The organism is Rhodoferax sp. (genome assembly GCF_028689295.1).
In the GTDB taxonomy this organism is placed as follows: Bacteria; Pseudomonadota; Gammaproteobacteria; order Burkholderiales; family Burkholderiaceae_C; genus Rhodoferax.
Genome location: NZ_JAQTWL010000016.1, coordinates 1 through 23,438, shown reverse-complemented (window position 1 = coordinate 23,438; position 23,438 = coordinate 1). Strand labels below are relative to the sequence as shown.

Here is a 23,438-nt window from a genome sequence, read left to right as displayed (position 1 = left end):
CAACTCAAACTACTGTCACGGGCTCTGCTCCAGTTTTTTCCGACACCCCGGCTGACTCGAAACTGGCCATCTCGCGCAGCATGGCGCAGGCGGCCTGCAGCAGCGGCCAGGCCAGCGCGGCCCCCGAACCCTCACCCAGGCGCAGCCCCAGGTCCAGCAGCGCCTGCACGCCCAGATGTTGCAGCATGAACTCGTGACCGCGTTCACCGGAGCGATGCGCAAACACGCAGCGTTGCAGCACCAGCGGCTGCAAGGCGTGCGCCACCAGCACCGCGCTGCTGGCAATAAATCCGTCCACCACGATCACGCGGCGCTCGTGCGCGGCTTGCAGCACGGCACCCACCATGGTGGCAATCTCGAAACCGCCAAAGGCGGCCAGCGCGTCCAGCGGCGCGGTGGCCTGCGGGTGGCGCGCCAGCACCTCGCGCAAAATGGCAGTTTTGCGCTGCACGGCGGCGGCGTCCAGGCCGGTACCGGCGCCGGTGCACAGTTCAATATCAAGACCTGCCAAACGCGCCAGCAGCAGCGACGCTGCCGAGGTATTGCCAATGCCCATCTCACCGAGCAACAGCGCGTTGCCGGGCAGGGTTTTGACCAATTCGATGCCGTGTTGTATGGCTTGCCGGCATTGCAGCGCGGTCATGGCGGCTTGTTCGCTGGAGTCGGCCGTGCCGCGTTCTGCCCCTGCCACCTTGCACACCCGCAGGCCCGGGCGCGCGGCACCGGCCGGCAAACCCGCCAGAAAGTCGTGCTTGACACCGCAGTCCACCACCGTGAGCGCGATCTGGTTGGCGCCTGAAAACACGCTCACGGCTGCGCCACCAGCCAGAAAGTTTTCCACCATCTGCCAGCTCACGTCGCTCGGGTAAGCCGAGACGCCGCGGCGCACCAGGCCGTGGTCACCGGCGAACACTACCAGCTGCGGCGCTGTGAGCACCGGGCTGTCGGCGCCCAATATTTCTCCGAGCTGCAGCGCCAGCGACTCAAGCCGTCCCAAGGAGCCCAACGGCTTGGTCTTGGTATCAATTTTGTGCTGCAGCGCTTGAGTGAAAGTGATCGAGCGAATATCTGCGAGTTCGGGAAAAGTAAAAGTCATGTTTTTCCTTGGGAAAATAATGGGGGTCAGATTCCAATTATTTTGGCAACGCCAGCCACTGCCCGGCCAGCGCATGAATGGCAATGCGGCCTTCGAACACCGTCTCCAGAGCCCGGTGCGTGGCGGCATCGCTGCAGGCACCCTGGTGCGTGATGCGGCCGGCCGCCATGATGAGCATGTCGTCGGCATGCAGCGCCATCGAGATTTCATGCAGCACGCTGACCACGGTCTTGCCCTGGGCAATCAGGTCGCGCACCATGTGCAGCCAGTCGGCCTGGTGCGGCGGATCGAGGTTGGCCAGCGGTTCGTCCATCAGCAGCACCTGTGCCTGCACCGCCAGCGCGCGCGCCAGCAGCACGCGCTGGCGTTCGCCGCCCGAGAGCTGGCCCAGCGTACGTCCGCGCCAGTCCCAGGCCTGGGTGGCGCGCAAGGCTTGCTCGACCGCGGCATGGTCGGCAGCGCTGGGCGCAGCCAGCCAAGCCTGGTGCGGCAGGCGGCCCAGCATGGCGACGTCCCACACGGTCAGGTCGTCACCGGTGACCTCGTTCTGCCCCAGCCAGGCCAGTTGTTGCGCCCGCACCCTGGCAGGCAGGGTGGCAAGCGGCTGGCCCAGCAAGGTGACGCTGCCGGTGTGTGGCAACAGTTGGGCCAGCACCTTGAGCAGCGTCGATTTGCCGGCCCCGTTGGGGCCGACGATGCTGCACCAGCGCCCGGCTGGCAGCGCCAGATCGATGTCCTTCAGGATCGGGACATGGCCCAGGCTGGCGTTGATGCCGCCGGCCTGCAGCGCTTGATAAGCCATTGCGTTTTTCATAACCCGGTGCCCGAAACCGAGCGCGTGCTGCGCTGCATCAGCCACAGCAGATAGCCGCCGCCCAGCACCGCGGTGAGCACCCCCACCGGCAATTCCTGCGGCGCCAGCAAACCGCGGGCCAGCACGTCGGCGGCCATCAGCAGCACGCCACCCATCAGACTTGACAGAAATATCAGGCGCCGATGCGTGGTCTTGGTGACCGAGCGCACCAGGTGCGGCGCGGCCAGGCCGACAAAGGCGATCAAGCCGGTTTGTGCCACCGCCGCGCCCGTGGCCAGCGCCAGCACCGCGACCAGGGAGGCGCGCATTTGTGCCAGCGGCAGGCCCAGGCTGGCCGCGGTGGCCTCGCCCAGCGACAGACCGTCGAGCACCGGGCTCAGCAGCCAGGCCACCGCCATGCAGGCCAGCCAGACCAGCACCATCAGCACCCAGGCGCTCCATCCGACAAAACCGGTGCTGCCGAGCATGAAAGCCTGCATCGATTGCATCACCTCCGGGCTCATCAGCATGACCAGCGACGTCATGGCGCCCAGCACCACACCGACGATGACACCGGCCAGCAACAGGCGCAGCGTGTGCTGCACGCCCTGCGCCAGCACCAGCGTGAGCAGCACCGCGCCGACCGCGCCGGCAAACGCCGCGCCGGTCAGCCCCAGGCGCACAAGCCACTCAGAAGCAAATGGCGAGACGCCAAACAGAATGAGCGCCAGCGCCACGCCCAGCGAGGCGCCCGAGGCGCTGCCCAGCAAATAGGGGTCGGCCAGCGGATTGCGAAACAGGCCCTGCGCCAGCGCGCCGGCCAACCCCAGCAGGGCGCCGGCGGCCCAAGCACCGAGCGTGCGCGGCAGCCGGATGTCCCAAACGATTTGCAGCGCCAGCGGGTCACTCCAGGCCTGCAGCACGCTCTCGAAGCCGGTGCTGCCGACACTGGCGCCCAGCAGCAGCAACAGCAGGCCGGCCAGCAGCAAACCCAGTTCCAGTCTGGAGGCAAGGCGCAGTTGCCGGCCCACATCGGTCATGGCAGCACCTTGCGCAGGCATTGCGCCATCAACTGCGCACCCTCGGCCATGCGCGGGCCGGTCCGTACCAGCACGTCGGCCTGCGCCGGAGTGAAGATGCACACCTGCTGGCGCGCAATGGCGCGAACGTTGTCCCAACCCGGGCGCCCCGCCATGCCGGCAAAATTGATGTCACCCACCATGATCACGTCCGGGTTGGCGCGCACCACGAACTCCGGGTTCAGCAGCGGAAACGGCCCCAAACTGGCAGGGACGATATTCTGCACGCCGAGGCGCGTCAGGGTCTCGCCGATGAACGATGCCTCACCGGCCGCATACGGCGCACGGTTGACCTCGAAATAAACCCGGTTGGACTTGATACGCACAGGCAGCGACTGCGCCGCAGACGCCATGCTGAGCTCGATGGACTGCCAGACCTGTGGCGCGGCGCTGGTGCCCAGCAACACGCCCAGCGTGGCCAGCACGCTCTTGACATCGGCATGGTTTTTGGGCTCCAGCGCCACCACCTTGATGCCCAGCGCCTGCAAACGCTCGCCGACTCTTGATGAGGTGGCCATCAGCACCACATCGGGCTTGAGCGCCACGATGGCTTCGATGTTGGGGTCCAGTCCACCGCCTACTTGCGGCAGTTTTGTGACGCGGTCCGGGTAATTGGAATAACGGTCCACCGCCACCAGTTTCTCACATTGGCCCAATGCGCACACGGTCTCGGTCAAGGACGGCAGCAGGCTGACGATGCGCTGGGGGGTCGTCTCAAAACTGATTGTCATACCCCGGTCGTCGGTGACCTGAAAGGCATGGGCCGTGTGCAGCAATACCAACCAGACCAACACCAACGCCGGTTTCATAGCGAGTCCTTCAAAGTCAGTGGCAAGCCCGCCGTCATCAGCGTTACCCGCTGGCAGTTTTGCGCCACGCCTTGATTGAGCAGGCCCAGCGCATCGACAAAGGCGCGCACCTCGCGGCCCAGGGGAATCACGCCCAGACCAATTTCGTTGCCAACCATCACCAGCGGGCCGGGCGATGATTGAACCACTGCAAACAATCTGGTTTTTTGCGCCTCAAAGGCTGGCTCCGGTGTGTCGGTTCCTGCGGGTTGACTGGCAGAGCTCAACGCGACCGGCATCAGCCAGTTGGTCAACCACAGCGTGAGGCAATCCACCACGATCAGGGTGTCGGGAGCACTGTGAGTCTGAATTGCCTGCGCCAGTTGCCAAGGCGCCTCCAGAGTGACCATGGCGGGCAGACGTTGCGCCCGGTCGCCCTGGTGGCGCGCGATGCGCAGGCGCATCTCGTCATCGCCGGCTTGCGCGGTGGCGATCAGCACGGCGCGGTGCGCGTCAGACCGCGCCAGCCAGCTTTGCGCCAGGGCTTCGGCGCGGCGTGATTTGCCGCTCTTCTGGCCGCCCAGAATCAACTCGCTGCGCGCCACGTTCAGCCTCGTGAAGTCAGCCATGCGCCTGGCTCCAGGCCATGACGATGCGGTGCAGTTGCGCCACGCCGTCGGTCAACGCGGCCGGGCCGGGCTGCAGAATATCGGCTGACTTGATCTCGAACAGTTGGCCGGTTTGGACAGCCGCCACCTCGCCCCACCCCGGGCGCGCCGCCACGTTTTGCGGACGAAACTTCTTGCCGCACCAGGAGCCGAAGATGATGTCCGGATTGCGCCGGACGATTTCGGCACCATCGGCAATGATGCGGTGCTTGCCCAGCGATTGCGCTGCCAGCTCCGGAAAGATGTCGTCGCCGCCCGCGATGCCGATCAGCTCGGACACCCAGCGTATCGCGCTGATGAGCGGCACATCCCACTCTTCAAAATAGATTTTGGGACGACGGGGCAAGCCGGCCGCTGTCTTGGCAATGGCAGCCAGCCGCTGCTGCATGTCAGCAATCAGCGCCAAGCCCTGCTCGCCCTGCCCCACCATCGCCGCCACTTGGTATAGCACCGAAAAAATCTCGGTCACGCTGCGCTGGTTGAACACCGTGACCTGAACACCAGCCCGAATCAGACTGCCTGCAATGTCGGCCTGCATGTCGGAAAAGCCCAGCACACAGTCCGGCTCCAGCGCCAGAATCTTGTCGATCTTGGCGCTGGTGAACGCGCTCACCCGCGGCTTTTCCTCCCGCGCCCGGCGCGGCCGCACCGTGTAGCCCGAAATGCCGACGATGCGGTTCTCCTGCCCCAGCAAGTAGAGCCACTCGGTGGTTTCCTCGGTCAGGCAGACAATGCGCCGGGGAGACATTGCTTGGGCGAGAGACGGGTTCATCGGTGAAATCAGAGCTTGGGAGCCCAGATCAGGCCCACATACAGACTACGTGGCTGCTGGTTGTAACCGTAAACCGTCTGGTACTTTTCATCTGTGGCGTTGTCCAGGCGCGCCTTGAGAAGCACAGTGGGCGATACCGCGTAGGACAGCGTCAAATCAAGCACCGAATAGGCGTCCAGTGTGGTGTTGACGGTACTGAAAGTGGCCGAGTCACTGTAGGTATCGGGTCGGTCGCCGCTGTATTGCAGGTCGGCACCCATTCGCCACGGCCCCAACGGGTATGAAACCCCAAGCGACAACAGCGTAGCAGCACGACGCGACAGGCGCTGGTTGGTGATTTCATCTACCGGATCCTGCACGGTCAGACTGGCGCGCACATCGCTGGCGCCCACGCTGCCCCGGTACGAGAGTTCCAGACCGGAATTTCGGGTGCGGCCAATATTTTCAAAGGCTGAAGTGATGAAATCATAGTTGAGCTGGTCCTCAATGCGCGTATCGAAATAGGTGGCGCGCAGCCATTGGCTACCCTGCTCGTACTGCACGCCCAGTTCCTTGCTGCGGGCGCGCTCTGGTTTGAGCAGGGGGTTGCCGTAGCCAGGCGCAAACAAGTAACCCAGCGGCGGCGCATTGAAGGCGCTCGACGTGCTTGCCGTCAGCTTGATGTGCTCCGTCACCGGGTAGCCTAAGCCCAGGAAACCGGTGCTTTCACTCAAGTCGCCCACCCTGTCATGACGCACATTGAGTTGGACATTGCCCTTGCCCAGTTGGCCTTCAAGGCCTGCAAACAAGGCGCTGGTGTCACGATCCGCGTCATACGTTGACGCGTAAGGAGAATCACTGCGGGTATCCACATGCTGGCGCTGCTGCTCCAGTCCGGCGCTGACCCGCCAATTGTCTCTCAGCGCCACGGCGTTGACCCAACTCAACACTGTGGCTTGCGTTGTGAAGCCATCGTTGGAGCCATACATACCGTTGTCATGGCTCTCGCTTTTGTCAGACTGCTCACTGAGCGACAAACGGCTGCGCCAGTTACCCCAGGTGTTGTCTGCGAACAGCGTGGACTGGCTCAAGCGATTCGTCGATGTTTGAATGTCAGCGGGCGCACCATAGGCATTGTCATATTCTGTGTCAGCGTCGGACCGAACGAGCCGCAAGCCAAAGTTATGCGCAGCAGAGAGTTTGTGCTCCAGGGAAATAGTGCCACTGGTATTACTGTAGCCGTCGGCATCCGGATTGGCGCCTGGCAACTGTGTGGTGTCGATCGCCAAAAAGCCATCCGTGCTCACCCTCGACAGGCCGGCGCTGATCGTCGTGGCACCCAAAGTAGTGCCCACTCCGCCGGAAATTTTGCGTGAAGCACGCGGCCCGACCTCCAGCGACACATTGGCCGCAGGCTCACGGCTGCCCCTTTTGGTAAAAATCTGGATGACACCGCCAATGGCGCCCGAGCCATAAATGGCCGACACGTTGCCGCGCACAATCTCGATCCGCTCGATATTGTCGAGCATCAAATGCTCCAGGCTGACGGCGCCAGAGGCATCCTGCTTGTTTTGCGGCACGCCATCGATCAACACCAGGGTTTGCAGCGAGGGCGCACCGCGCACGAACACGCTCGACACCGTTCCGATACCACCATTCTGGGTGCGCTGCAAGCCGGCCTCGCGTTGCAGCAGCGTGACCAGATCGGTGGCCTGCGAGCGCTCGATGTCCTCGCGGCTGATCACGCTGGTGTGCGGCAAGGCGGAACCGAGCAACTGCTCATTGCGGCTGGCCGTCACCACCACCTCCTGAAGTGTTGCAGTCTGACCCTGAGCCAGCACCGGAAAAGCAGCAAAAACGGCCACAACAGACGCGCACAAGCGCACGCCATCGCGACCGCGCATGGAAGAAATACAAGTTTTCATAATTGGAATAAGAACCATCAAAAAGCTCTCACCGTCGTCCCCGACAGTGCATGAGCGTCACGGTTGCGCACTCGCGCGCGCAGCCACCGTGTTGGCCGGTATCCGGGCTGATGGAATCAACCTTGGTCGCCTTCCCAAGCGCGTGTTCAGAACGCTCAGTGGCAATGATCAAAGCGGCATCAAAAAGATGCGTCCACTTACCGTTGCGGGGGCAGCGCAGGTTAGTTCAACCACTCGGCACTTCGACAAGCTCAGTGCGAACGGCGTGACCTCCTGCTTCCCGTTGAACTGCGGCGTGTGAACCACGACGCGAGCACCAACGTCGCAATTTTAGTATTGAATTGCCAGATGACCATTTTTTGCCAACAGGTCAATTGCCAAATCAGGCCTGTCTAAAACATTTGGCGGTACGATCAGCACCCTATGCACTCAGCAAGTCCTGACATGAATCAACAGTTTGCCATTCAGGTTGGCGACATGTGTGCGGATCGCACAATTTAGAGGTACGGCATGAAAGTCAAATTCTGGGGAGTCCGTGGCTCCATCGCCTCGCCCGGCCCCAACACCATGCGCTATGGCGGCAACACCACCTGCATTGAAATCCGTACTGACAACAACGAACTCATCATCATCGATGCCGGTACCGGTATCTTTCCGTTGTCCCAAACCCTGCTCAACGAATTACCGGTCACCGCCAATGTGCTCATCACCCATTCGCATTGGGACCATATTCAGGGTTTGCCTTTTTTCCAGCCGAACTTCATCGCGGGTAACACCATGCGTTTGCATGGCGCCTTCGATCCGATTGCCGGCAAGGGGATCGAGCAGGTCATGGCGGTGCAGCTTCAGTACAGTTACTTTCCCGTGCGCGAGGAAGAAATGAAGGCGCGCATCGAGTACGTCACCCTGGCGCCCGATGAAGGCTTCCAGATCGGCAGCGCCACGGTCACGCCGTACCTGATGTGTCATCCGGTGGTCGATTTTGGCTACCGGATTGAGGAAAACGGCAAATCCCTGTTTTTCACCGGCGACCATGAGCCGCCCCTGAACCACCTCGCCCCGGGTGATGCCGGTTTTGCACAGTTGCAGCAAGAAATAGAGGCCAGAAACAACTATCTGTTGCAGGCCATGCAGGGGGTGGATGTGTTGATCGCAGATTGCTCCTACACCACTGCCGAATACCCGGCCAAAATTGGCTGGGGCCATGGCACTTATCATTCGAGCATCCAATACGCCAAAAAAGCCGGAGTCAAAAACCTGTTTTGCACCCACCATGAACCCACGCGCAGCGACGACGCGCTTGAGGCGGCTTTTGCCGAGGCCATTGCGGAACACCCGCGTCAGGCCGGCGACCCCATCTACCGCCTGGCGCGCGAAGGCGACTGCTTTGAGTTCTAACGAGCTGATTTGAGTTTTGCCGTGCGCCTGGTCAACTTCCTGAATCGGCAAGCGCTGCATGACGTGGCAACGACGCGGCAATTCGAACACCACTTGCAGCATGGCCTGCCCGAGCACAGCCTGATGGCGCGCGCCGGTCTGGCCGTGGCCAGGCTGGCGCTGGCCATAGCACCCCACGCCCAACGCATCTGGATTGCGGCCGGCACCGGCAACAACGGTGGCGACGGCATCGTGGCCGCCATGCATTTGCAGCGCTGGGGCAAACAGCCCCTGATGAGCTGGCTGGGCAAGCCAGACCAGGCGCCTGCCGACACACGCCTGGCCTATCAAACCGCCCTCGACGCGGGTGTGGCATTTGGCGCTGGTCCGCCGACGCACTTCGACCTGTGCATCGATGCCTTGCTGGGTATCGGCTCGCAATTGCGCGAGCCTGCGGGTTTGATGGCTGACTGGATGCATCAGATCAACACTTGCGGTGCGCCGGTGCTGGCGGTGGATGTGCCCAGTGGCTTGCAGGCCGACACTGGTGCCGCCAGCAGGTGCCATGTCAAAGCCACCCATACACTGAGCCTGTTGACGCTCAAGCCCGGCTTGTTCACCGGACAGGGCCGCGACCTGGCAGGAACCGTCTGGTTGGACGACTTGCGACAGGATCAGTCCGACCCGAGCGCCCCGCCACCCTTGCCACCCAGCGCCTGGCTGGCAGGCAGGCCACTGAAAACGAGCCGCGCCCATGCCAGCCACAAAGGCAGTTTTGGGGACGTGGCCGTGGTCGGCGGCGCCCGAGGCATGTCCGGTGCCGCCCTGCTGGCAGCCTCGGCAGCGTTGCACGGCGGCGCCGGGCGGGTGTTTGTCAGTCTGTTGGACGAGCAGCCCTTGCGACTCGACACCGTGCAGCCTGAGCTGATGTTCCGGGATCTGGACACTCTGCCATTGGAGACGATGAGCGTGGTGTGTGGCTGCGGTGGTGGTGATGCGATAGCAGCCCAACTGCCGGTAATTTTGAAGTCTGCCAAACACCTGGTGATCGACGCCGACGGCCTCAACGCCATCGCCCAGTTCGCCCCGTTGCAAGCCCTGCTGGCCGAGCGCGGCCGGCAGCAACACGCCACCATCCTGACGCCGCACCCGCTGGAAGCGGCCCGGCTGCTGGCATGCAGTGCTGCCGACATTCAAACCAATCGCATGGCAGCGGCGCAACAACTGGCCCGGCGTTTTGCTTGCACCGTGGTGCTCAAGGGTTCCGGCACGGTGATCGCCGAAGCCGATGTGGTACCGGTGATCAACCCAACGGGCAATGCCCGGCTGGCGACGGGCGGCACGGGGGATGTGCTGGCGGGTTTGATCGGTGCGCGCCTGGCGGCTGGCCTCCATACCTTCGACGCCGCTTGCCAGGCCGTCTATCAGCATGGTTCCGCAGCAGACCAATGGCCGCAAGACCAGGCGCTGACGGCCTCGAGATTGGCCCAGGCGCTGAAGGCTTGAGCGCGGCTTATTAGCCGCGCCCGGCAAACGGCATGTTGGTCGCCATCACGGTGTGGAACATGACATTGGCCTGCAGCGGCAAATTGGCCATGTAAAGCACGGAGTGGCCCACAATGGCCACGTCCATCACCGGCTCGACCGCCAGCGTGCCATTGGCCTGCAAGATACCCGTCTGCATGCGCTGGGTCATGTCGGTGGCCGCGTTGCCAATGTCAATCTGTCCCACGGCAATGCTGTATTTGCGACCATCGAGCGAGGCAGTTTTGGTCAGGCCCGACACGCCGTGCTTGGTGGCCGTGTAGGCGATGGAATTGGGGCGCGGTGCGTTGGCTGAAATCGAGCCATTGTTGATGATGCGCCCGCCCATCGGCGTTTGCGCTTTCATGACGCGAAAGGCTTGGCGCAGGCACAAGAACATGCCGGTCAGGTTGACATCTACCACCTTTTGCCAATCGGCCAATGTCAGGTCTTCCAGTAGCACGCCAGGCGGTGCACTGGTACCGGCGTTGTTGAACAGCACATCGACTCGGCCAAATTGCCGCACGGCGGCATCGAACAGCGCGACCACCGAAGCCTCTTGCGAAACGTCGGCAGGCACGGCAAGTGCGCGTTCGACGGCGCCCGACAAGACCACCACATCCAGCAAAGGCTGCAAGCGCCGCCCCGCCAGCACCACCCGCCAGCCACCGGCCAACAAGGCCAGCGCGGCCGCTTTGCCGATACCTGAACCCGCGCCTGTGACCAGTGCGACCCTGTTTGTATCCGTCATGGTTTTCAAGTGATTCAAGTTTTGATCAACTGCGCCGGCGTGGTTTGCGCGCCTTGTCCTTAGCTTTGGCTGGCACAGACGTTTTGGCACCACCCGAGCGTTTGGCTGCACCGGCACGAGGCAAAGGCTCGGTGATGCTGCGGTTGCGCCGACCGGCACTGCCCGAACCGGCATCGTCGGCGAACAACTTGCGGTCGATGCCTTCATAGGCCAACTCACGCTCCTTTGACGGACGGGCCAGCAGCCCATCGCTCTCGGCGAGCAGGCGGAAATCAATGCGCCTGCCGTCCAGATCAACCCGGCTCACCTGCACCCGCACCCGCGTGCCCAGCGCATAGCGCATGCCGGTGCGCTCGCCACGCAACTCCTGGCGCGCTTCATCAAAACGGTAATACTCGCCACCGAGCTCGGTGATGTGCACCAGGCCCTCGACGTACATGGCGTCGAGCGTGACGAAAATGCCGAAGCTGGTCACCGCGCTGACCACGCCGCCGAACTCTTCGCCCAGGTGATCACGCATGTACTTGCACTTGAGCCAGGCTTCCACATCGCGGCTGGCTTCGTCGGCGCGGCGCTCATTGGCGCTGCAATGCAGGCCGGCGGCTTGCCAGCCCTGCATCTCGGCACTGAGCTTGCGCGGTTTCTGGCCGGGCTCCTTGACGCGCGAAGCCAGGTTTTTTTCCAGCCGTTTGGATAACTTGGCGTGCTGTTCGCCCGGTGTCGGCAAAATTGGCAACTGGTACTTGCCCTTGAGCAAAATCGCCTTGATGACCCGGTGCACCAATAGGTCAGGGTAGCGCCGGATCGGGCTGGTGAAGTGGGTATAGGCCTCAAAAGCCAGGCCAAAGTGGCCGCTGTTTTCGGGCGTGTAAATGGCTTGCTGCATGGAGCGCAGCAGCATGGTTTGAATCTGCTGCGCGTCTGGCCGGTCTTTGGTGGCCTTGGCGATGGCCTGGAATTCAGCAGGCGTTGGGTCGTCACTGACGCTCAGACCCACCCCGATGATTTTCAGGAAATTGCGCAGCAATTCAATTTTTTCAGGGGTCGGACCTTCGTGCACCCGGTACAAGCCGACGTGCTTGCTTTGCGCAATGAAGTCGGCGCTGCAGACGTTGGCCGCCAGCATGGCTTCCTCGATCAGCTTGTGCGCGTCGTTGCGCGTGCGCGGCACAATTTTCTCGATGTGGCCCGCCTCGTCACAGACGATTTGCGTCTCCACCGTTTCAAAATCAACCGCACCGCGGCGCTCACGCGACTTGAGCAGGGCACGGTAAACGTCGTGCAGATTCATCAGGTCGGTGATGCGCTCCGGTCGCTTGGCTGCCTCCGGGCCGCGCGTGTTGGCCAAAATGGCGGCCACCTCGGTGTAGGTAAAGCGCGCGTGACTCCACATTACTGCTGGATAAAACTGGTACGCGGTGACCTCGCCGTCCTGGCTCACCAACATGTCGCAGACCATGCACAGGCGCTCCAGTTCGGGGTTGAGCGAACACAGGCCGTTGGACAGTTTTTCGGGCAGCATCGGAATGACCCGGCGCGGGAAATAGACGCTGGTGGCGCGCTCGTAGGCATCGATGTCGATGGCCGAGCCGTTTCCCACGTAATGACTGACATCTGCAATGGCCACCAGCAAACGCCAGCCCGGCACAGCCGCCTTGCCACGGCCGATCTTGGTGGGCTCGCAATAGACGGCATCGTCGAAGTCGCGCGCGTCTTCGCCGTCGATGGTGACCAGCGGTACATCGGTCAGATCGACACGCTGGTTTTTGTCTTGCGGGCGCACCGTATCGGGCAAGGTGCGGGCCAGCGCAATGCAGGCCTCCGAGAATTCATGCGGCACATCATATTTGCGCACCGCAATTTCAATCTCCATGCCGGGGTCGTCCATTTCGCCCAGCACTTCCTTGATGCGGCCCACCGGCTGCCCGAACAGCGCCGGTGGCTCGGTCAGCTCGACCACCACCACCTGGCCCACCTTGGCCAAACCGGTGGCTGCCTTGGGGATCATCACGTCCTGTCCATAGCGCTTGTCTTCGGGCGCCACGATCCAGATGCCGCTCTCGCACAGCAGGCGGCCAATGATGACCTGGGTGCTGCGCTCCACAATCTCGACCACGCGCCCTTCCGGCCGGCCTTTGCGGTCGCTGCGCACCACGCGCACCTTGACGCGGTCCTTGTGCAGCACCGCGCGCATCTCGTTGGGTGGCAGGTAAATATCGGCCTCACCATCATCGCGGATGACAAAGCCGTGACCGTCGCGATGCCCTTGAACTATTCCCTCAACTTCTTCCAGCAGTGCGCTGGTTTGCTTGGTATTTTTGATACAATGCCTTTCTTTCCTGAAATGCCCAGGTGGCGGAATTGGTAGACGCACTAGTTTCAGGTACTAGCGAGTAACTTCGTGGGGGTTCGAGTCCCTTCCTGGGCACCAATATAAATGAATTCCAATTATCTTTTGTGAAAGTAATTGGGGGTTTTGAACAAAAAGCCGTTGCATGAGTGGCCACCAAAGTGGACATTTCTGCAACGGCTTTTTTGTGGGTTACAGCCATTTTAACCGGGACCGTCAAAATGGCTGGGCAATCAGATCATGGCCTTGCGCCGCGACGATTCTCGCCTTGGTGAATTCGCCCACGCGCAGCGTTTTGCTGATCTTCTCCGGCGGCAGCAGCTTGACCAGGCCATCGATCTCTGGCGCATCGGCATAAGAGCGCCCGACGCCCCCTTTTTTCCCCAGGCCAGGCGCCGAGTCCACCAGAATCTGCATTGTGGTGCCGACCCGCTTTTGCAGCTTGGAAGCAGAAACAGCCTCGGCCACCGCCATGAAGCGGGCACGGCGCTCCTCGCGCAGCGCCTCGGGCAACATGCCGCCAAGCTCATTGGCGGCAGCGCCTGCCACCGGGCTGTAGGCAAAACACCCGGCACGGTCAATTTGTGCTTCGCGCACAAAATCCAGCAGGTGTTCGAACTCGGTTTCGGTTTCGCCCGGAAAACCGGCAATGAAGGTGCTGCGCACCACGATGTCCGGGCAAGCCTCGCGCCAGCGCAGCAGCCTTTCCATGTTTTTCTCACCACTGGCCGGGCGTTTCATGCGCTTGAGCACATCGGGGTGGCTGTGCTGAAACGGCACATCCAGATAAGGCAGGATAAGCCCACTGGCCATCAACGGCAGAATGTCATCCACGCTTGGGTACGGATAGACATAGTGCAGTCGCACCCAGGCACCATTCGCTTTCGCCATCTCGCCCAAGGCATGGGCCAACTCGAACAAGCGCGTTTTGATGGGCTTGCCGTTCCAGAAACCCATGCGGTATTTCACATCAACGCCATAGGCCGAGGTGTCCTGGCTGATCACCAGCAATTCCTTGACACCGCCCGCGAACAGCGCCTGCGCTTCCTTGAGCACATCGCCAATCGGACGCGACACCAGGTCACCGCGCATCGACGGAATGATGCAAAAGGTGCAGCGGTGGTTGCAGCCTTCGCTGATCTTGAGGTAGGCGTAATGCCGGGGCGTGAGCTTGATACCCGCCACACCGAAGGCGTTGGGCACCAGATCGAAAAATGGATCGTGCGGCTTGGGCAGGTTGGCATGTACCGCGTCCATCACCTCTTGGGTAGCCTGCGGACCGGTGACGGCCAGCACGCTGGGATGCATTTGGCGCACCAGGTTGCCTCCGCCCTCTCCCGTTTGGGCGCCCAGGCAGCCGGTCACGATCACCTTGCCATTCTCGGCCAGCGCTTCGCCAATGGTGTCGAGGCTTTCCTTGACGGCATCGTCGATGAAGCCGCAGGTATTGACGATGACCAGGTCGGCACCCTCGAATGTCTTGGAGGTTTGATAGCCCTCGGCGCTGAGCTGCGTCAGGATCAGTTCGGAGTCGGTCAGCGCCTTGGGACACCCCAGGCTGACAAAGCCTACTTTCGGCGCTCTAACCGCCGGCAAGATGGATGCATTCATTCAAACATTCAACCTTTTTTGGGAGGCGCGTTGTTGATGCCAAAGGCGCCAAGCATTTGTCCGGCCTGCTTTTGCATTTGCTCCTGCATTTGCGCCAACCACGACCTGGATTGTTCCAGACTGCCGCCCAGCATGGCCTGCATCGCCGGTGGCTGCAGGGTGGTGTACTGTTTCCACATCTCGGGTGTGAAGCCCTTGGTTTGCTCGGCAAAACGGGTTTGGGTGTCGATCAGGGTCTGGATATTTTTTTCCAGATAGCCGCCCAAGAAACCCTGCATGGCGTGGCCGTAAAAGCGGATCAGGCTTTCCAGCACCGGCGCGGTGAACATCGGTGAACCGCTGGTCTCGGCCTCCAGAATGATCTGCAGCAGAATGCTGCGCGTCAGGTTGTCCCCGGTCTTTGCGTCCACCACCTCGAACGGCTCGCTTTGCATCACCAGGCCCTTCACTTCCGACAGGGTGATGTAGCTGGACGTCTTAGTGTCGTAGAGACGGCGATTGGGATACTTCTTGATGACGCGGTGATCAGCTTGCGTTTCGGGGGTCTTGTCTTGCATGTCAATCTATGGTTGGGCTTATAAGCTCGTATTTTCGAGGGCAATGCCCCATTTGGCCAGCGCCGCGTCATCACTGACGCGGGCATCGACCCAGCGTGCGCCTGTCGGCGTTTGTTCTTTTTTCCAGAAGGGCGCCTGGGTCTTGAGGTAATCCATCAAAAACTCGCAGGCCTGAAAACTCTCGCCCCGGTGCTTTGAGGTCACCGCCACCATGACGATTTGATCCAGGGGTTTCAACAGCCCGACACGGTGGATGATGCGGGCACCAAAAATATCAAAGCGCTGATGTGCCGCATCGATCATGGCCTCGATCGACTTCTCGGTCATGCCCGGGTAGTGTTCCAGTTCCATGCTCGCGATGGCGCCAGGTTCGCCCGCGGTGCGATCGCGCACAGTGCCGATGAAGCTGCAAACGGCACCTACGCGCGGATCTTGCGCACGCAATGCCGCGACTTCAGCGCCGAGGTCGAAGTCGGAGGTCTGAATGGAAACCCGGGGCGTGTTGCCAGTGCGCATGAACTTAGCCTCCGGTCACAGGCGGAAAAAACGCCACTTCGACGCCCTCACCCAGGACCACACTTTCATCGCACATCACCTGGTTGAGCGCCAGGCGCACCGCCTTGCCGCGCGCCAAACCCTCGGCGTAGCCGCCGCCCAAGGCGATGAGTTCATCGCGCAGCGCGGCCAGCGAGTTTGCCCGGGTGTCACGCTGTTCACTGGCGGTGCCGATGGTTTCGCGGATGGAGGCAAAATATTTAACGGTGACCTTCATGCCAGCAACTCCGAAAAGGGAATGAAACGCACGACATCACCGGGCGCAATCAGGCAGCCCGGCGGGTTGTCCACCAAACCGTCGCCCCATACCGCCGAGGTCAAGACACCCGAACTCTGGTTGGCAAACAGGTCGAGGCCGCCCGCCCCGTCGCGCTTGACGCGCAAAAATTCGCGCCGCCGGTCAGCCTTGGGCCAGCTGAAATGAGCCGTCATGGCAATGGGCTTGGCCGCAACGTCCGGTACCCCTTGCAGCTTCAGCAAAAACGGCCGCACCAGCAGCAAAAAGGTGACGAAGCTCGACACCGGATTACCCGGCAAGCCGATAACGTGTGCCTTGGCAACGCGACCGTAAGCGAACGGCTTGCCCGGTTTGATGGCAATTTGCCACAGGTCCAGATGCCCCAGACTTTGCACCGCAGGCTTGATGTGATCCTCCTCACCCACCGAAACTCCGCCGCTGGTCAAAATCACGTCGTGATGTTCGGCAGCACCGCGCAAGGCGTCGATGGTGGCATCGCGCTGATCAGGCACGATTCCCAGGTCGGTCACCTCGCAACCCAGGCGAATCAGCAGGGCCCTCAGGAAAAATCGGTTCGAGTTGTAAATGGCACCGGGCGGCATGTCCTGCGGTGCCACCGTGCCCGGCATCACCAGCTCATCGCCGGTTGAAAACAGGGCCACCCTGGGGCGACGTGCCACGCTCAGCACATCCATGCCAATGCTGGCCGCCATTCCCAATGCGGCGGGCGTGAGCCGCTGGCCTTGCTGAAGCACGACCGCGCCGCGCGTGACATCTTCACCAGCGCGACGTATCCACTGCCCCAATTCAGGCCGGGTCTTGACGCGCACGCTGCCATCGGCGAGCACATCGCAGTCTTCCTGCATCACCACGGCATCGGCGCCTGACGGAATCGGCGCACCGGTAAAAATGCGCGCCACGGTCCCGGGCTTCAGGGGCGCGCCCGCGCTTCCCGCCGGGATGCGCTGCGACACAGGCAGCGACTGGGTCAGATCAGCCAGGTCAGCCAAATCAGCACACCGCAGCGCGTAACCGTCCATCGAACTGTTGTCTTGCGGCGGCACTTGCAGTTGCGACACCAAATCTTGCGCCAGCACCCGCCCATCGGCATCGAAAGTGCTCACCTGCTCCTGACCCACCAGCGCTGTGGCGTGGCCCAGCAATTGTGCCAGCGCATCATCGAGCGCCATCAAAGGCTTGGGGGCGGGACGGGCTGTGGTCATGCGTAATTCTCAAAATGATAGTCAAAACGCGGCCCTTGCGCGATCAGCCAGTCCACCACCGCATCGGGGTCGTTGAGATCGAGCACCGGCAGTTGCGTGGGCACGGGCAAGTGATCGGGCGAATCGGTGGCGATGGCCGTGATGAAGTCGTCTTGCGGGTAGCGCGCGGGCTTCTCCGATACGGCGCGCCAGACTTCCACTTTTTGCAAATCGGAATCCTTGAAGCCCTCCACCAGCACCCAGTCCACGCCCTCGTACAGCTCGGCCAGCAACTGGTGCACCGTGGGCCGCCTGGCGACCTCGAATTCGCGCATCAGAGCCATGCGTTTGTCGGATGCCACCACCACTTCAAAGGCCCCGGCCTCGCGATGGCGATACGTGTCCTTGCCTTCGTGGTCAATGTCAAAACGGTGGTGGGCGTGTTTGACCACCGAGACGCGCAGGCCCTTGAGCCGCAGCGCTGGAATCAGCCGCTCGACCAGCGTGGTCTTGCCCGAACCGGAAAAACCGGCAAAGCCAACCACCTTCATGCGCAATGCCCGGCGACAAAGGTCTTGATGGCCTGCACATCGGCCGCCATGCTGACCACGCGCTTGGGCAGGGCCTCGATGCCGATGAATTTGGCCGGACGGTCCGGCTCGCGGCCGGTGGCCTCGACGATGGTTTCGGCAAACTTGATGGGCAAAGCGGTTTCGAGCACGATCATCGGCACGCCAGCCTGCACGTGTTCTCGTGCCACCTTGACGCCGTCCGCAGTGTGGGTGTCGATCATCATGCCGTGGCGCTCCCAGGTGTCCCTGATGGTCGCCAGGCGGTCCGCATGGGTGCTTTTGCCGCTGTCGAAGCCGTAGCGTCTGGCCGCTTGACTGAAGGCCGGGTGCGCTTCGAGGTCAAAGAAACCCACGCGGCTCAGGGCATCGCCGAAATACGATTTGGTCAAGGCCGCGTCGCGCCCCAACAGGTCGAACACAAAGCGCTCGAAGTTGCTCGCCTTGGAAATGTCCATCGACGGACTGGAGGTCTCGTGCGTGTCGGTGCTGCTGCGCACCCGGTAAACGCCGGTCCTGAAAAATTCGTCGAGCACGTCGTTTTCGTTGGTGGCCACCACCAGACGGGCAATGGGCAAGCCCATCATGCGCGCCACATGCCCGGCGCAGACATTGCCAAAATTACCACTGGGCACGGTGAAGCTGACTTTTTCGGTATTCTTTTGAGTGGCTTGGAAGTAACCGGCAAAGTAATAGACCACCTGCGCCAGCAGGCGCGCCCAATTGATCGAATTGACGGTGCCAATCTTGTACTGACGCTTGAAATCGAGGTCGTTGCTGACCGCCTTGACCATGTCCTGGCAGTCGTCGAACACGCCGTCCACCGCGATGTTGACGATGTTGTCGTCCATCAGGCTGAACATTTGCGCCTGCTGGAACGGGCTCATGCGCCCGGCGGGGCTGGTCATGAAGACGCGCACGCCCTTTTTGCCGCGCATGGCGTATTCAGCGGCGCTACCGGTGTCGCCGCTGGTGGCACCCAGAATGTTGAGCTCTTCGCCACGGCGCGCCAGCTCGTACTCAAACAAGTTGCCCAGCAATTGCATCGCCATGTCCTTGAAGGCCAGCGTCGGGCCGTTGGACAGGGCCTCCAGCCAGATGCCATCTTCAAGCGGACGTAGCGGCACGATCTCCGGGGTGCCGAACACTTCAAACGTGTAGGTCTTGTGGCACAGGGCCTTCAGGTCGGCCGCGGGAATGTCGTCGATGTAAAGCGACAGCACTTCGAAAGCGAGCTCGGCATAACCTTGGCTGTGGTACACACCACGCCAGCGGCTCAACGTGGCATCGTCAATCTGCGGGTAAGACTCAGGCAGGTACAAACCACCATCAGGCGCCAGGCCTTCAAGCAGGATGTCGCAAAAATGCTTGGGGCTTTGGTCGCCCCGGGTCGAGATGTACTTCATGTCAGGCCAGTTCTTCCTTGCGAATGCGGGTGATGGGCTCCAGCACCGTTGGCAGCGCCTGCATCTGCGCGATGGCCGCGTTCATGCGGGCTTCCATGCAGTCGTGGGTCAGGATGATGACATCGGTTTGCGGCACCTGGGGCTGGCCGCTGGCCACCTCGATGCCAATCTCGTCGGCTTCGCGCTGCAGCACCGCGTCGATGCTGATGCCAGCATCCGCGAGAATGCCCGTGACCTTGGCCAGCACGCCGGTCTCGTCGGCCACACGCAAGCGCAGGTAATAGCTGGTCACGACCTCGCCCATCGGCAACACCGGCAGGTCGCTCATGGCGTTGGGCTGGAAGGCCAGGTGCGGCACACGCTGCTTGGGGTCAGCGGTGTGCAGGCGGGTGATGTCCACCAGGTCGGCAATCACCGCGCTGGCCGTGGGCTCTGAACCGGCGCCTTTCCCGTAGTACAACGTGGTGCCCACAGCGTCGCCCTGCACCACCACGGCGTTCATGGCGCCTTCGACATTGGCAATCAGCCGCTTGGCTGGAATCAGGCAGGGATGCACGCGCAGCTCGATGCCATCCACCGTACCCTTGGTCGCGTCGCCTTGGCGCCGCTTGGTGATGCCCAGCAGCTTGATGCGGTAACCCAGTTGCTCGGCGTATTTGATGTCGGCGGCACCGAGCTTGGTGATGCCCTCAATGTAGGCCTTGTCGAATTGCACCGGCACGCCGAAGGCAATCGCACTCATCAACGTGGCCTTGTGTGCGGCATCAATGCCTTCAATATCAAAAGTCGGGTCGGCTTCGGCATAGCCCAATGCTTGCGCTTGTTTGAGCGCCACCGCAAAGTCCAGCCCCTTGTCGCGCATTTCGCTCAAAATGAAGTTGGTGGTGCCATTGATGATGCCGGCAATCCACTGAATGCGGTTGGCCGTGAGCCCTTCACGTAGCGCCTTGATGATCGGGATGCCACCGGCCACGGCTGCTTCAAACGCCACCATCACGCCTTTGGCTGATGCTGCCGCAAAAATCTCCGTGCCATGCACAGCCAGCAAGGCCTTGTTGGCCGTGACCACATGTTTGCCCGCGGCAATGGCTTCGAGCACCAGCGTTTTGGCAATGCCGTAACCGCCAATGAGCTCGATCACGATGTCGATGTCGGGGTTGGCAATGACGGCACGGGCGTCGTTGACCACGGTCACATCCGGCCCCACCAGTTCCTGGGCACGCGCCACGTTCAGGTCGGCCACTTGTGTGATCTCGATGCCGCGCCCGGCGCGACGCTTGATTTCTTCCTGATTACGCCTGAGCACATTGAAAGTGCCCGAGCCCACGACTCCGATGCCCAACAGGCCGACTTGAATAGATTTCATAAAGTTGATAAGGAAAAAATTTAGTTGCTGTGCCGCTTGCGGTAGCCTTCTAGGAATTTGGCCACACGGCCAATGGCCTCGCGCAACTCGTCTTCATAGGGCAAAAACACCATGCGGAAATGGTCGGGCGCAGGCCAGTTGAAGCCGGTGCCCTGCACCAGCATCACCTTGGTTTCCTGCAGTAGTTCCAAAAAGAACTGCTGGTCGTCGGCAATGGGATACATGACCGGGTCAAGCTTGGGGAACATGTACAGCGCGGCCATGGGCTTGACGCAGCTCACACCCGGAATCGCAGTGATGAGTTCATAGGCCAGATCGCGCTGACGGCGCAACCGGCCGCCCTCACAGACGAGATCGTTGATGCTCTGGTAGCCACCCAGCGCCGTCTGAATCGCCCACTGGCCCGGCACGTTGGAACACAAGCGCATGTTGGAGAGCATGTTCAGGCCCTCGATGTAGTCCTTGGCGGGTTTTTTGTCACCCGAGACAATCATCCAGCCCGCGCGGTAGCCGCACGAGCGGTAGCTTTTGGACAGTGAATTAAACGTCAGCGTCAACACATCCTCGCTCAGCGAGCCCATGGCCGTGTGCTTGGCGCCATCGTATAGCACCTTGTCATAGACTTCGTCGGCAAAAATCACCAGGCCGTGTTCACGGGCGATTTGCACCAGGGATACCAGCAATTCATCGGCGTACAGCGCACCCGTCGGATTATTGGGATTGATCACCACCAGACCCTTGGTGCGCGGCGTGATCTTGGCGCGAATGTCGTTGAGGTCGGGCATCCAGCCATTGGCCTCATCACAAAGATAATGCACCGGCGTGCCGCCCGACAGGCTGGCAGCTGCCGTCCACAAAGGGTAATCTGGCGATGGCAGCAAAATCTCGTCGCCATCGTCGAGCAGAGCGTTGGTGGCCATCACGATCAGTTCGCTGGCGCCGTTGCCGAGGTAAATGTCGTCCAGTGTGACGCCTTTGATGCCCTGTTTCTGGGTTTCGTGCATGACCGCCTTGCGCGCGGCAAAGATGCCTTTGCTGTCGGAGTAGCCCGCCGAATTGGGCAGGTTGCGGATCATGTCCTGCTGGATTTCCTCAGGCGAATCAAAGCCGAACACCGCCAGATTGCCGATGTTGAGTTTGATGATCTTGTGACCCTCTTCTTCCATCTGGCGCGCGGCGTCCATGATCGGGCCGCGAATGTCATAACAGACGTTGGCCAGTTTGGCTGATTTGCGTATGGTCTTCAAAGTCCCTCCGGGCGTGGTCGCTAAAGAGTGAAACCTATAATTTGACCACAAGTTGCATAGCTCCAATCTCGCTCCCGATATGGATTGACCTGTCAATAAGTTGATTAGGTTTTTTCTCTGTTTCTTGGTTTTTCTGAGTCAGTGACTGTGGTTCAGGGGCTACAAGGCTGTGGGGCGACGGTGGATCACTCTGATATGCGTGGGTTGGTTACCGACCTGACTTGTCTTCATCGCGCAGCTGCCCTTCTCTACAGTCGTGGGTCAGCTCCTTTTTGCAAAGAAGCGCCACATGGGAGCGTCAGGGGTTCTGCAAAAGGCTCCTGCAACCCCTGAACCGCAGTCACCGACTCTGGTGCTCATTGGGTGGCCTTGCTGGCGTGCGCCTTGCCACTGACTTCACAGGCGATAGCCCAAATGAAGCCCGTGAGCTCTCGCGCCACCGCCGTGGTCACTTGCTGTTTGATCTTGCCTGCATTGATCAGCTTTTGATACCGGGCGCATAGCCTCTTTTGCCCTTCCCAAGCGATCGCCTGCACCTGCTCGCTGGTTTGCTCAGCGCGCTTTTGGATGTCGCGCGTTTTTCTTGGCGCAAAGCGGTAGTTCCAAGCAGACTCCACCAACATGCGGCGAACGTGGCCATTGCCCGTTTTGGTGATGCCACCCTGGCGTTTGCTGCCTCCACTGGAGTGCTCGCTGGGCACCAAACCCAGATAGGCCATCAGTTCTTTCGGGGTGTCAAAGCGAGTGAGGTCTCCGAGTTCGGCGATTGTGGCGACGGCCGTGATCATGCTGACCCCGCGCAGTGCCATCAGGGCCTTGACCACCGGCTCCAGGTTCCAGCCCGCCATGGCCAGTCTGATCTGGCCTTCCAAGCCCAGCACCCGGCGCTCCAGGTCTTTGGCTGCTTCGATATATTCTTGCAGCACAATCTGTTGCATGGCCGTCTCAAAGGTGATCGTCTCCATCCAGCGCCAATGAGCCTGGGTCCAGCGGCTCTTGCCTTCATATACCTTGCCGTGGCGCAGCAAGAACGCCCCCAGTCTTTGGCGCGCCTTGGTTTGCATTTGCATCATGTCCTCGCGGGCGCGGCTGAGGTCTCGCATGGCTTCCTGCTCTTTGTCGGGTACCCACACGGCTGTCAAATCTCCACTGCTGTGCAGTTTGGCCAGCATCATGGCATCGCGTCGATCTGTCTTGATGCGCGTGCCAGCCTTGCGCGGGATCAGCGAGGGCGCCACCACCTCGCACGCCTGACCAAGCTTTTTGAGCTGGTAGTAGACCTCGTACCCACAGCCTCCGGCCTCATAACAGAAGTTCATCACTTCGCCCTGCGGGCTGAGTCTTTTGACCAGCTTTTTGATTTCCGCGGGTGTGTTGGCGATTTCGCCAAAGTACTGCACCTGTGAGCGCAGCCCCCTGACGAGCGCCACCGCTATCGTGGCTTTGTGTACGTCCAAGCCAACATAAATGCCGTTAAACTTTTCCATGACCTGTCTCCTCGTTAATGGCTCTGTGTTACGAAGTTCTCCAACCTCGAAACATAACCCACGTTTACGAGGTTGGCAGGTCATCCATCATGTCTACA

The 23,438-nt window shown here is 61.3% G+C and carries 21 protein-coding genes, 1 tRNA gene and 1 riboswitch; of the genes, 3 read left to right on the top strand and 19 right to left on the bottom strand.

Annotation, left to right across the window (positions count from 1 at the left end; genetic code table 11):
* Positions 1 to 4: 4 nt before the first annotated feature.
* From cobT to PHF15_RS12995, 7 genes are read right to left on the bottom strand one after another with little or no spacing between them, the layout of a single operon-like run.
* Positions 5 to 1,096 (bottom strand): nicotinate-nucleotide--dimethylbenzimidazole phosphoribosyltransferase, encoded by a 1,092-nt coding sequence (cobT, locus tag PHF15_RS13025; RefSeq protein WP_300121687.1) that lies wholly within the window; start codon positions 1,094 to 1,096, stop codon positions 5 to 7.
* A gap of 37 nt (positions 1,097 to 1,133) precedes the next feature.
* Positions 1,134 to 1,898, bottom strand: coding sequence for an ABC transporter ATP-binding protein (locus tag PHF15_RS13020; RefSeq protein ID WP_300121685.1), 765 nt, complete (start codon positions 1,896 to 1,898; stop codon positions 1,134 to 1,136).
* An 8-nt stretch (positions 1,899 to 1,906) separates the two neighbouring features.
* Entirely contained in the window at positions 1,907 to 2,929 is a 1,023-nt protein-coding gene (locus PHF15_RS13015; RefSeq protein ID WP_300121684.1) for an iron ABC transporter permease, read from the bottom strand.
* Positions 2,926 to 3,777 (bottom strand): helical backbone metal receptor, encoded by an 852-nt coding sequence (locus PHF15_RS13010; RefSeq protein ID WP_300121683.1) that lies wholly within the window; start codon positions 3,775 to 3,777, stop codon positions 2,926 to 2,928. The genes PHF15_RS13015 and PHF15_RS13010 overlap by 4 nt, the downstream gene beginning before the upstream one ends.
* Positions 3,774 to 4,385 carry a bifunctional adenosylcobinamide kinase/adenosylcobinamide-phosphate guanylyltransferase gene (locus PHF15_RS13005; RefSeq protein ID WP_300121681.1) on the bottom strand — a complete coding sequence of 204 codons (612 nt, stop codon included), beginning with the start codon at positions 4,383 to 4,385 and terminating at the stop codon, positions 3,774 to 3,776. Before PHF15_RS13005 ends, PHF15_RS13010 begins: the two co-directional genes overlap by 4 nt.
* Positions 4,378 to 5,196 carry an ABC transporter substrate-binding protein gene (locus PHF15_RS13000; protein WP_300121679.1) on the bottom strand — a complete coding sequence of 273 codons (819 nt, stop codon included), beginning with the start codon at positions 5,194 to 5,196 and terminating at the stop codon, positions 4,378 to 4,380. Before PHF15_RS13000 ends, PHF15_RS13005 begins: the two co-directional genes overlap by 8 nt.
* Positions 5,197 to 5,204: 8 nt before the next feature.
* Positions 5,205 to 7,100, bottom strand: a complete 1,896-nt coding sequence (locus PHF15_RS12995; RefSeq protein WP_300121678.1) for a TonB-dependent receptor — start codon at positions 7,098 to 7,100, stop codon at positions 5,205 to 5,207.
* 75 nt (positions 7,101 to 7,175) lie between these two features.
* Positions 7,176 to 7,436: riboswitch (cobalamin riboswitch) on the bottom strand.
* A 174-nt stretch (positions 7,437 to 7,610) separates the two neighbouring features.
* Here PHF15_RS12995 and PHF15_RS12990 point away from each other — a divergent pair.
* Together PHF15_RS12990 and PHF15_RS12985 are read left to right on the top strand one after the other, a co-directional pair.
* Positions 7,611 to 8,498, top strand: coding sequence for an MBL fold metallo-hydrolase (locus tag PHF15_RS12990; RefSeq protein WP_300121676.1), 888 nt, complete (start codon positions 7,611 to 7,613; stop codon positions 8,496 to 8,498).
* 9 nt (positions 8,499 to 8,507) lie between these two features.
* Complete coding sequence (locus PHF15_RS12985; RefSeq protein ID WP_300121674.1) at positions 8,508 to 9,983, top strand: NAD(P)H-hydrate dehydratase; 1,476 nt, start codon at positions 8,508 to 8,510, stop codon at positions 9,981 to 9,983.
* A 10-nt stretch (positions 9,984 to 9,993) separates the two neighbouring features.
* Here PHF15_RS12985 and PHF15_RS12980 read toward each other — a convergent pair whose 3' ends face one another.
* Together PHF15_RS12980 and rnr are read right to left on the bottom strand one after the other, a co-directional pair.
* The gene (locus PHF15_RS12980; protein ID WP_300121672.1) at positions 9,994 to 10,752 is read right to left on the bottom strand and encodes an SDR family oxidoreductase; all 759 of its coding nucleotides are present in this window, start codon (positions 10,750 to 10,752) and stop codon (positions 9,994 to 9,996) included.
* Between the two features lie 25 nt (positions 10,753 to 10,777).
* On the bottom strand, positions 10,778 to 13,075 hold the full coding sequence (rnr, locus tag PHF15_RS12975; RefSeq protein ID WP_300121761.1) for a ribonuclease R: 2,298 nt from the start codon (positions 13,073 to 13,075) through the stop codon (positions 10,778 to 10,780).
* Positions 13,076 to 13,098: 23 nt separating this feature from the next.
* Here rnr and PHF15_RS12970 point away from each other — a divergent pair.
* Positions 13,099 to 13,183 (top strand) — tRNA-Leu (locus PHF15_RS12970).
* Positions 13,184 to 13,318: 135 nt separating this feature from the next.
* Here the strand turns inward: PHF15_RS12970 and rimO are convergent.
* From rimO to PHF15_RS12920, 10 genes are all read right to left on the bottom strand, one after another.
* Entirely contained in the window at positions 13,319 to 14,713 is a 1,395-nt protein-coding gene (gene rimO, locus PHF15_RS12965; protein WP_300121670.1) for a 30S ribosomal protein S12 methylthiotransferase RimO, read from the bottom strand.
* An 8-nt stretch (positions 14,714 to 14,721) separates the two neighbouring features.
* On the bottom strand, positions 14,722 to 15,270 hold the full coding sequence (gene phaR, locus PHF15_RS12960; RefSeq protein ID WP_300121668.1) for a polyhydroxyalkanoate synthesis repressor PhaR: 549 nt from the start codon (positions 15,268 to 15,270) through the stop codon (positions 14,722 to 14,724).
* 18 nt (positions 15,271 to 15,288) lie between these two features.
* Entirely contained in the window at positions 15,289 to 15,786 is a 498-nt protein-coding gene (locus PHF15_RS12955) for a molybdenum cofactor biosynthesis protein MoaE (RefSeq protein WP_300121666.1), read from the bottom strand.
* A gap of 4 nt (positions 15,787 to 15,790) precedes the next feature.
* On the bottom strand, positions 15,791 to 16,042 hold the full coding sequence (locus PHF15_RS12950) for a MoaD/ThiS family protein (protein ID WP_300121664.1): 252 nt from the start codon (positions 16,040 to 16,042) through the stop codon (positions 15,791 to 15,793).
* Entirely contained in the window at positions 16,039 to 17,286 is a 1,248-nt protein-coding gene (glp, locus tag PHF15_RS12945; protein WP_300121662.1) for a gephyrin-like molybdotransferase Glp, read from the bottom strand. The genes PHF15_RS12950 and glp overlap by 4 nt, the downstream gene beginning before the upstream one ends.
* Entirely contained in the window at positions 17,283 to 17,816 is a 534-nt protein-coding gene (mobB, locus tag PHF15_RS12940; RefSeq protein WP_300121660.1) for a molybdopterin-guanine dinucleotide biosynthesis protein B, read from the bottom strand. Before mobB ends, glp begins: the two co-directional genes overlap by 4 nt.
* Positions 17,813 to 19,240: a threonine synthase gene (gene thrC, locus PHF15_RS12935; protein ID WP_300121657.1), complete on the bottom strand. Its 1,428-nt coding sequence runs from the start codon at positions 19,238 to 19,240 to the stop codon at positions 17,813 to 17,815. The genes mobB and thrC overlap by 4 nt, the downstream gene beginning before the upstream one ends.
* 1 nt (position 19,241) lies before the next feature.
* Positions 19,242 to 20,606 (bottom strand): homoserine dehydrogenase, encoded by a 1,365-nt coding sequence (locus PHF15_RS12930; RefSeq protein WP_300121656.1) that lies wholly within the window; start codon positions 20,604 to 20,606, stop codon positions 19,242 to 19,244.
* A 20-nt stretch (positions 20,607 to 20,626) separates the two neighbouring features.
* Entirely contained in the window at positions 20,627 to 21,853 is a 1,227-nt protein-coding gene (locus PHF15_RS12925) for a pyridoxal phosphate-dependent aminotransferase (RefSeq protein ID WP_300121654.1), read from the bottom strand.
* 356 nt (positions 21,854 to 22,209) lie between these two features.
* Positions 22,210 to 23,340, bottom strand: a complete 1,131-nt coding sequence (locus PHF15_RS12920; RefSeq protein ID WP_300121653.1) for an IS110 family transposase — start codon at positions 23,338 to 23,340, stop codon at positions 22,210 to 22,212.
* Between the last annotated feature and the right edge of the window lie 98 nt (positions 23,341 to 23,438).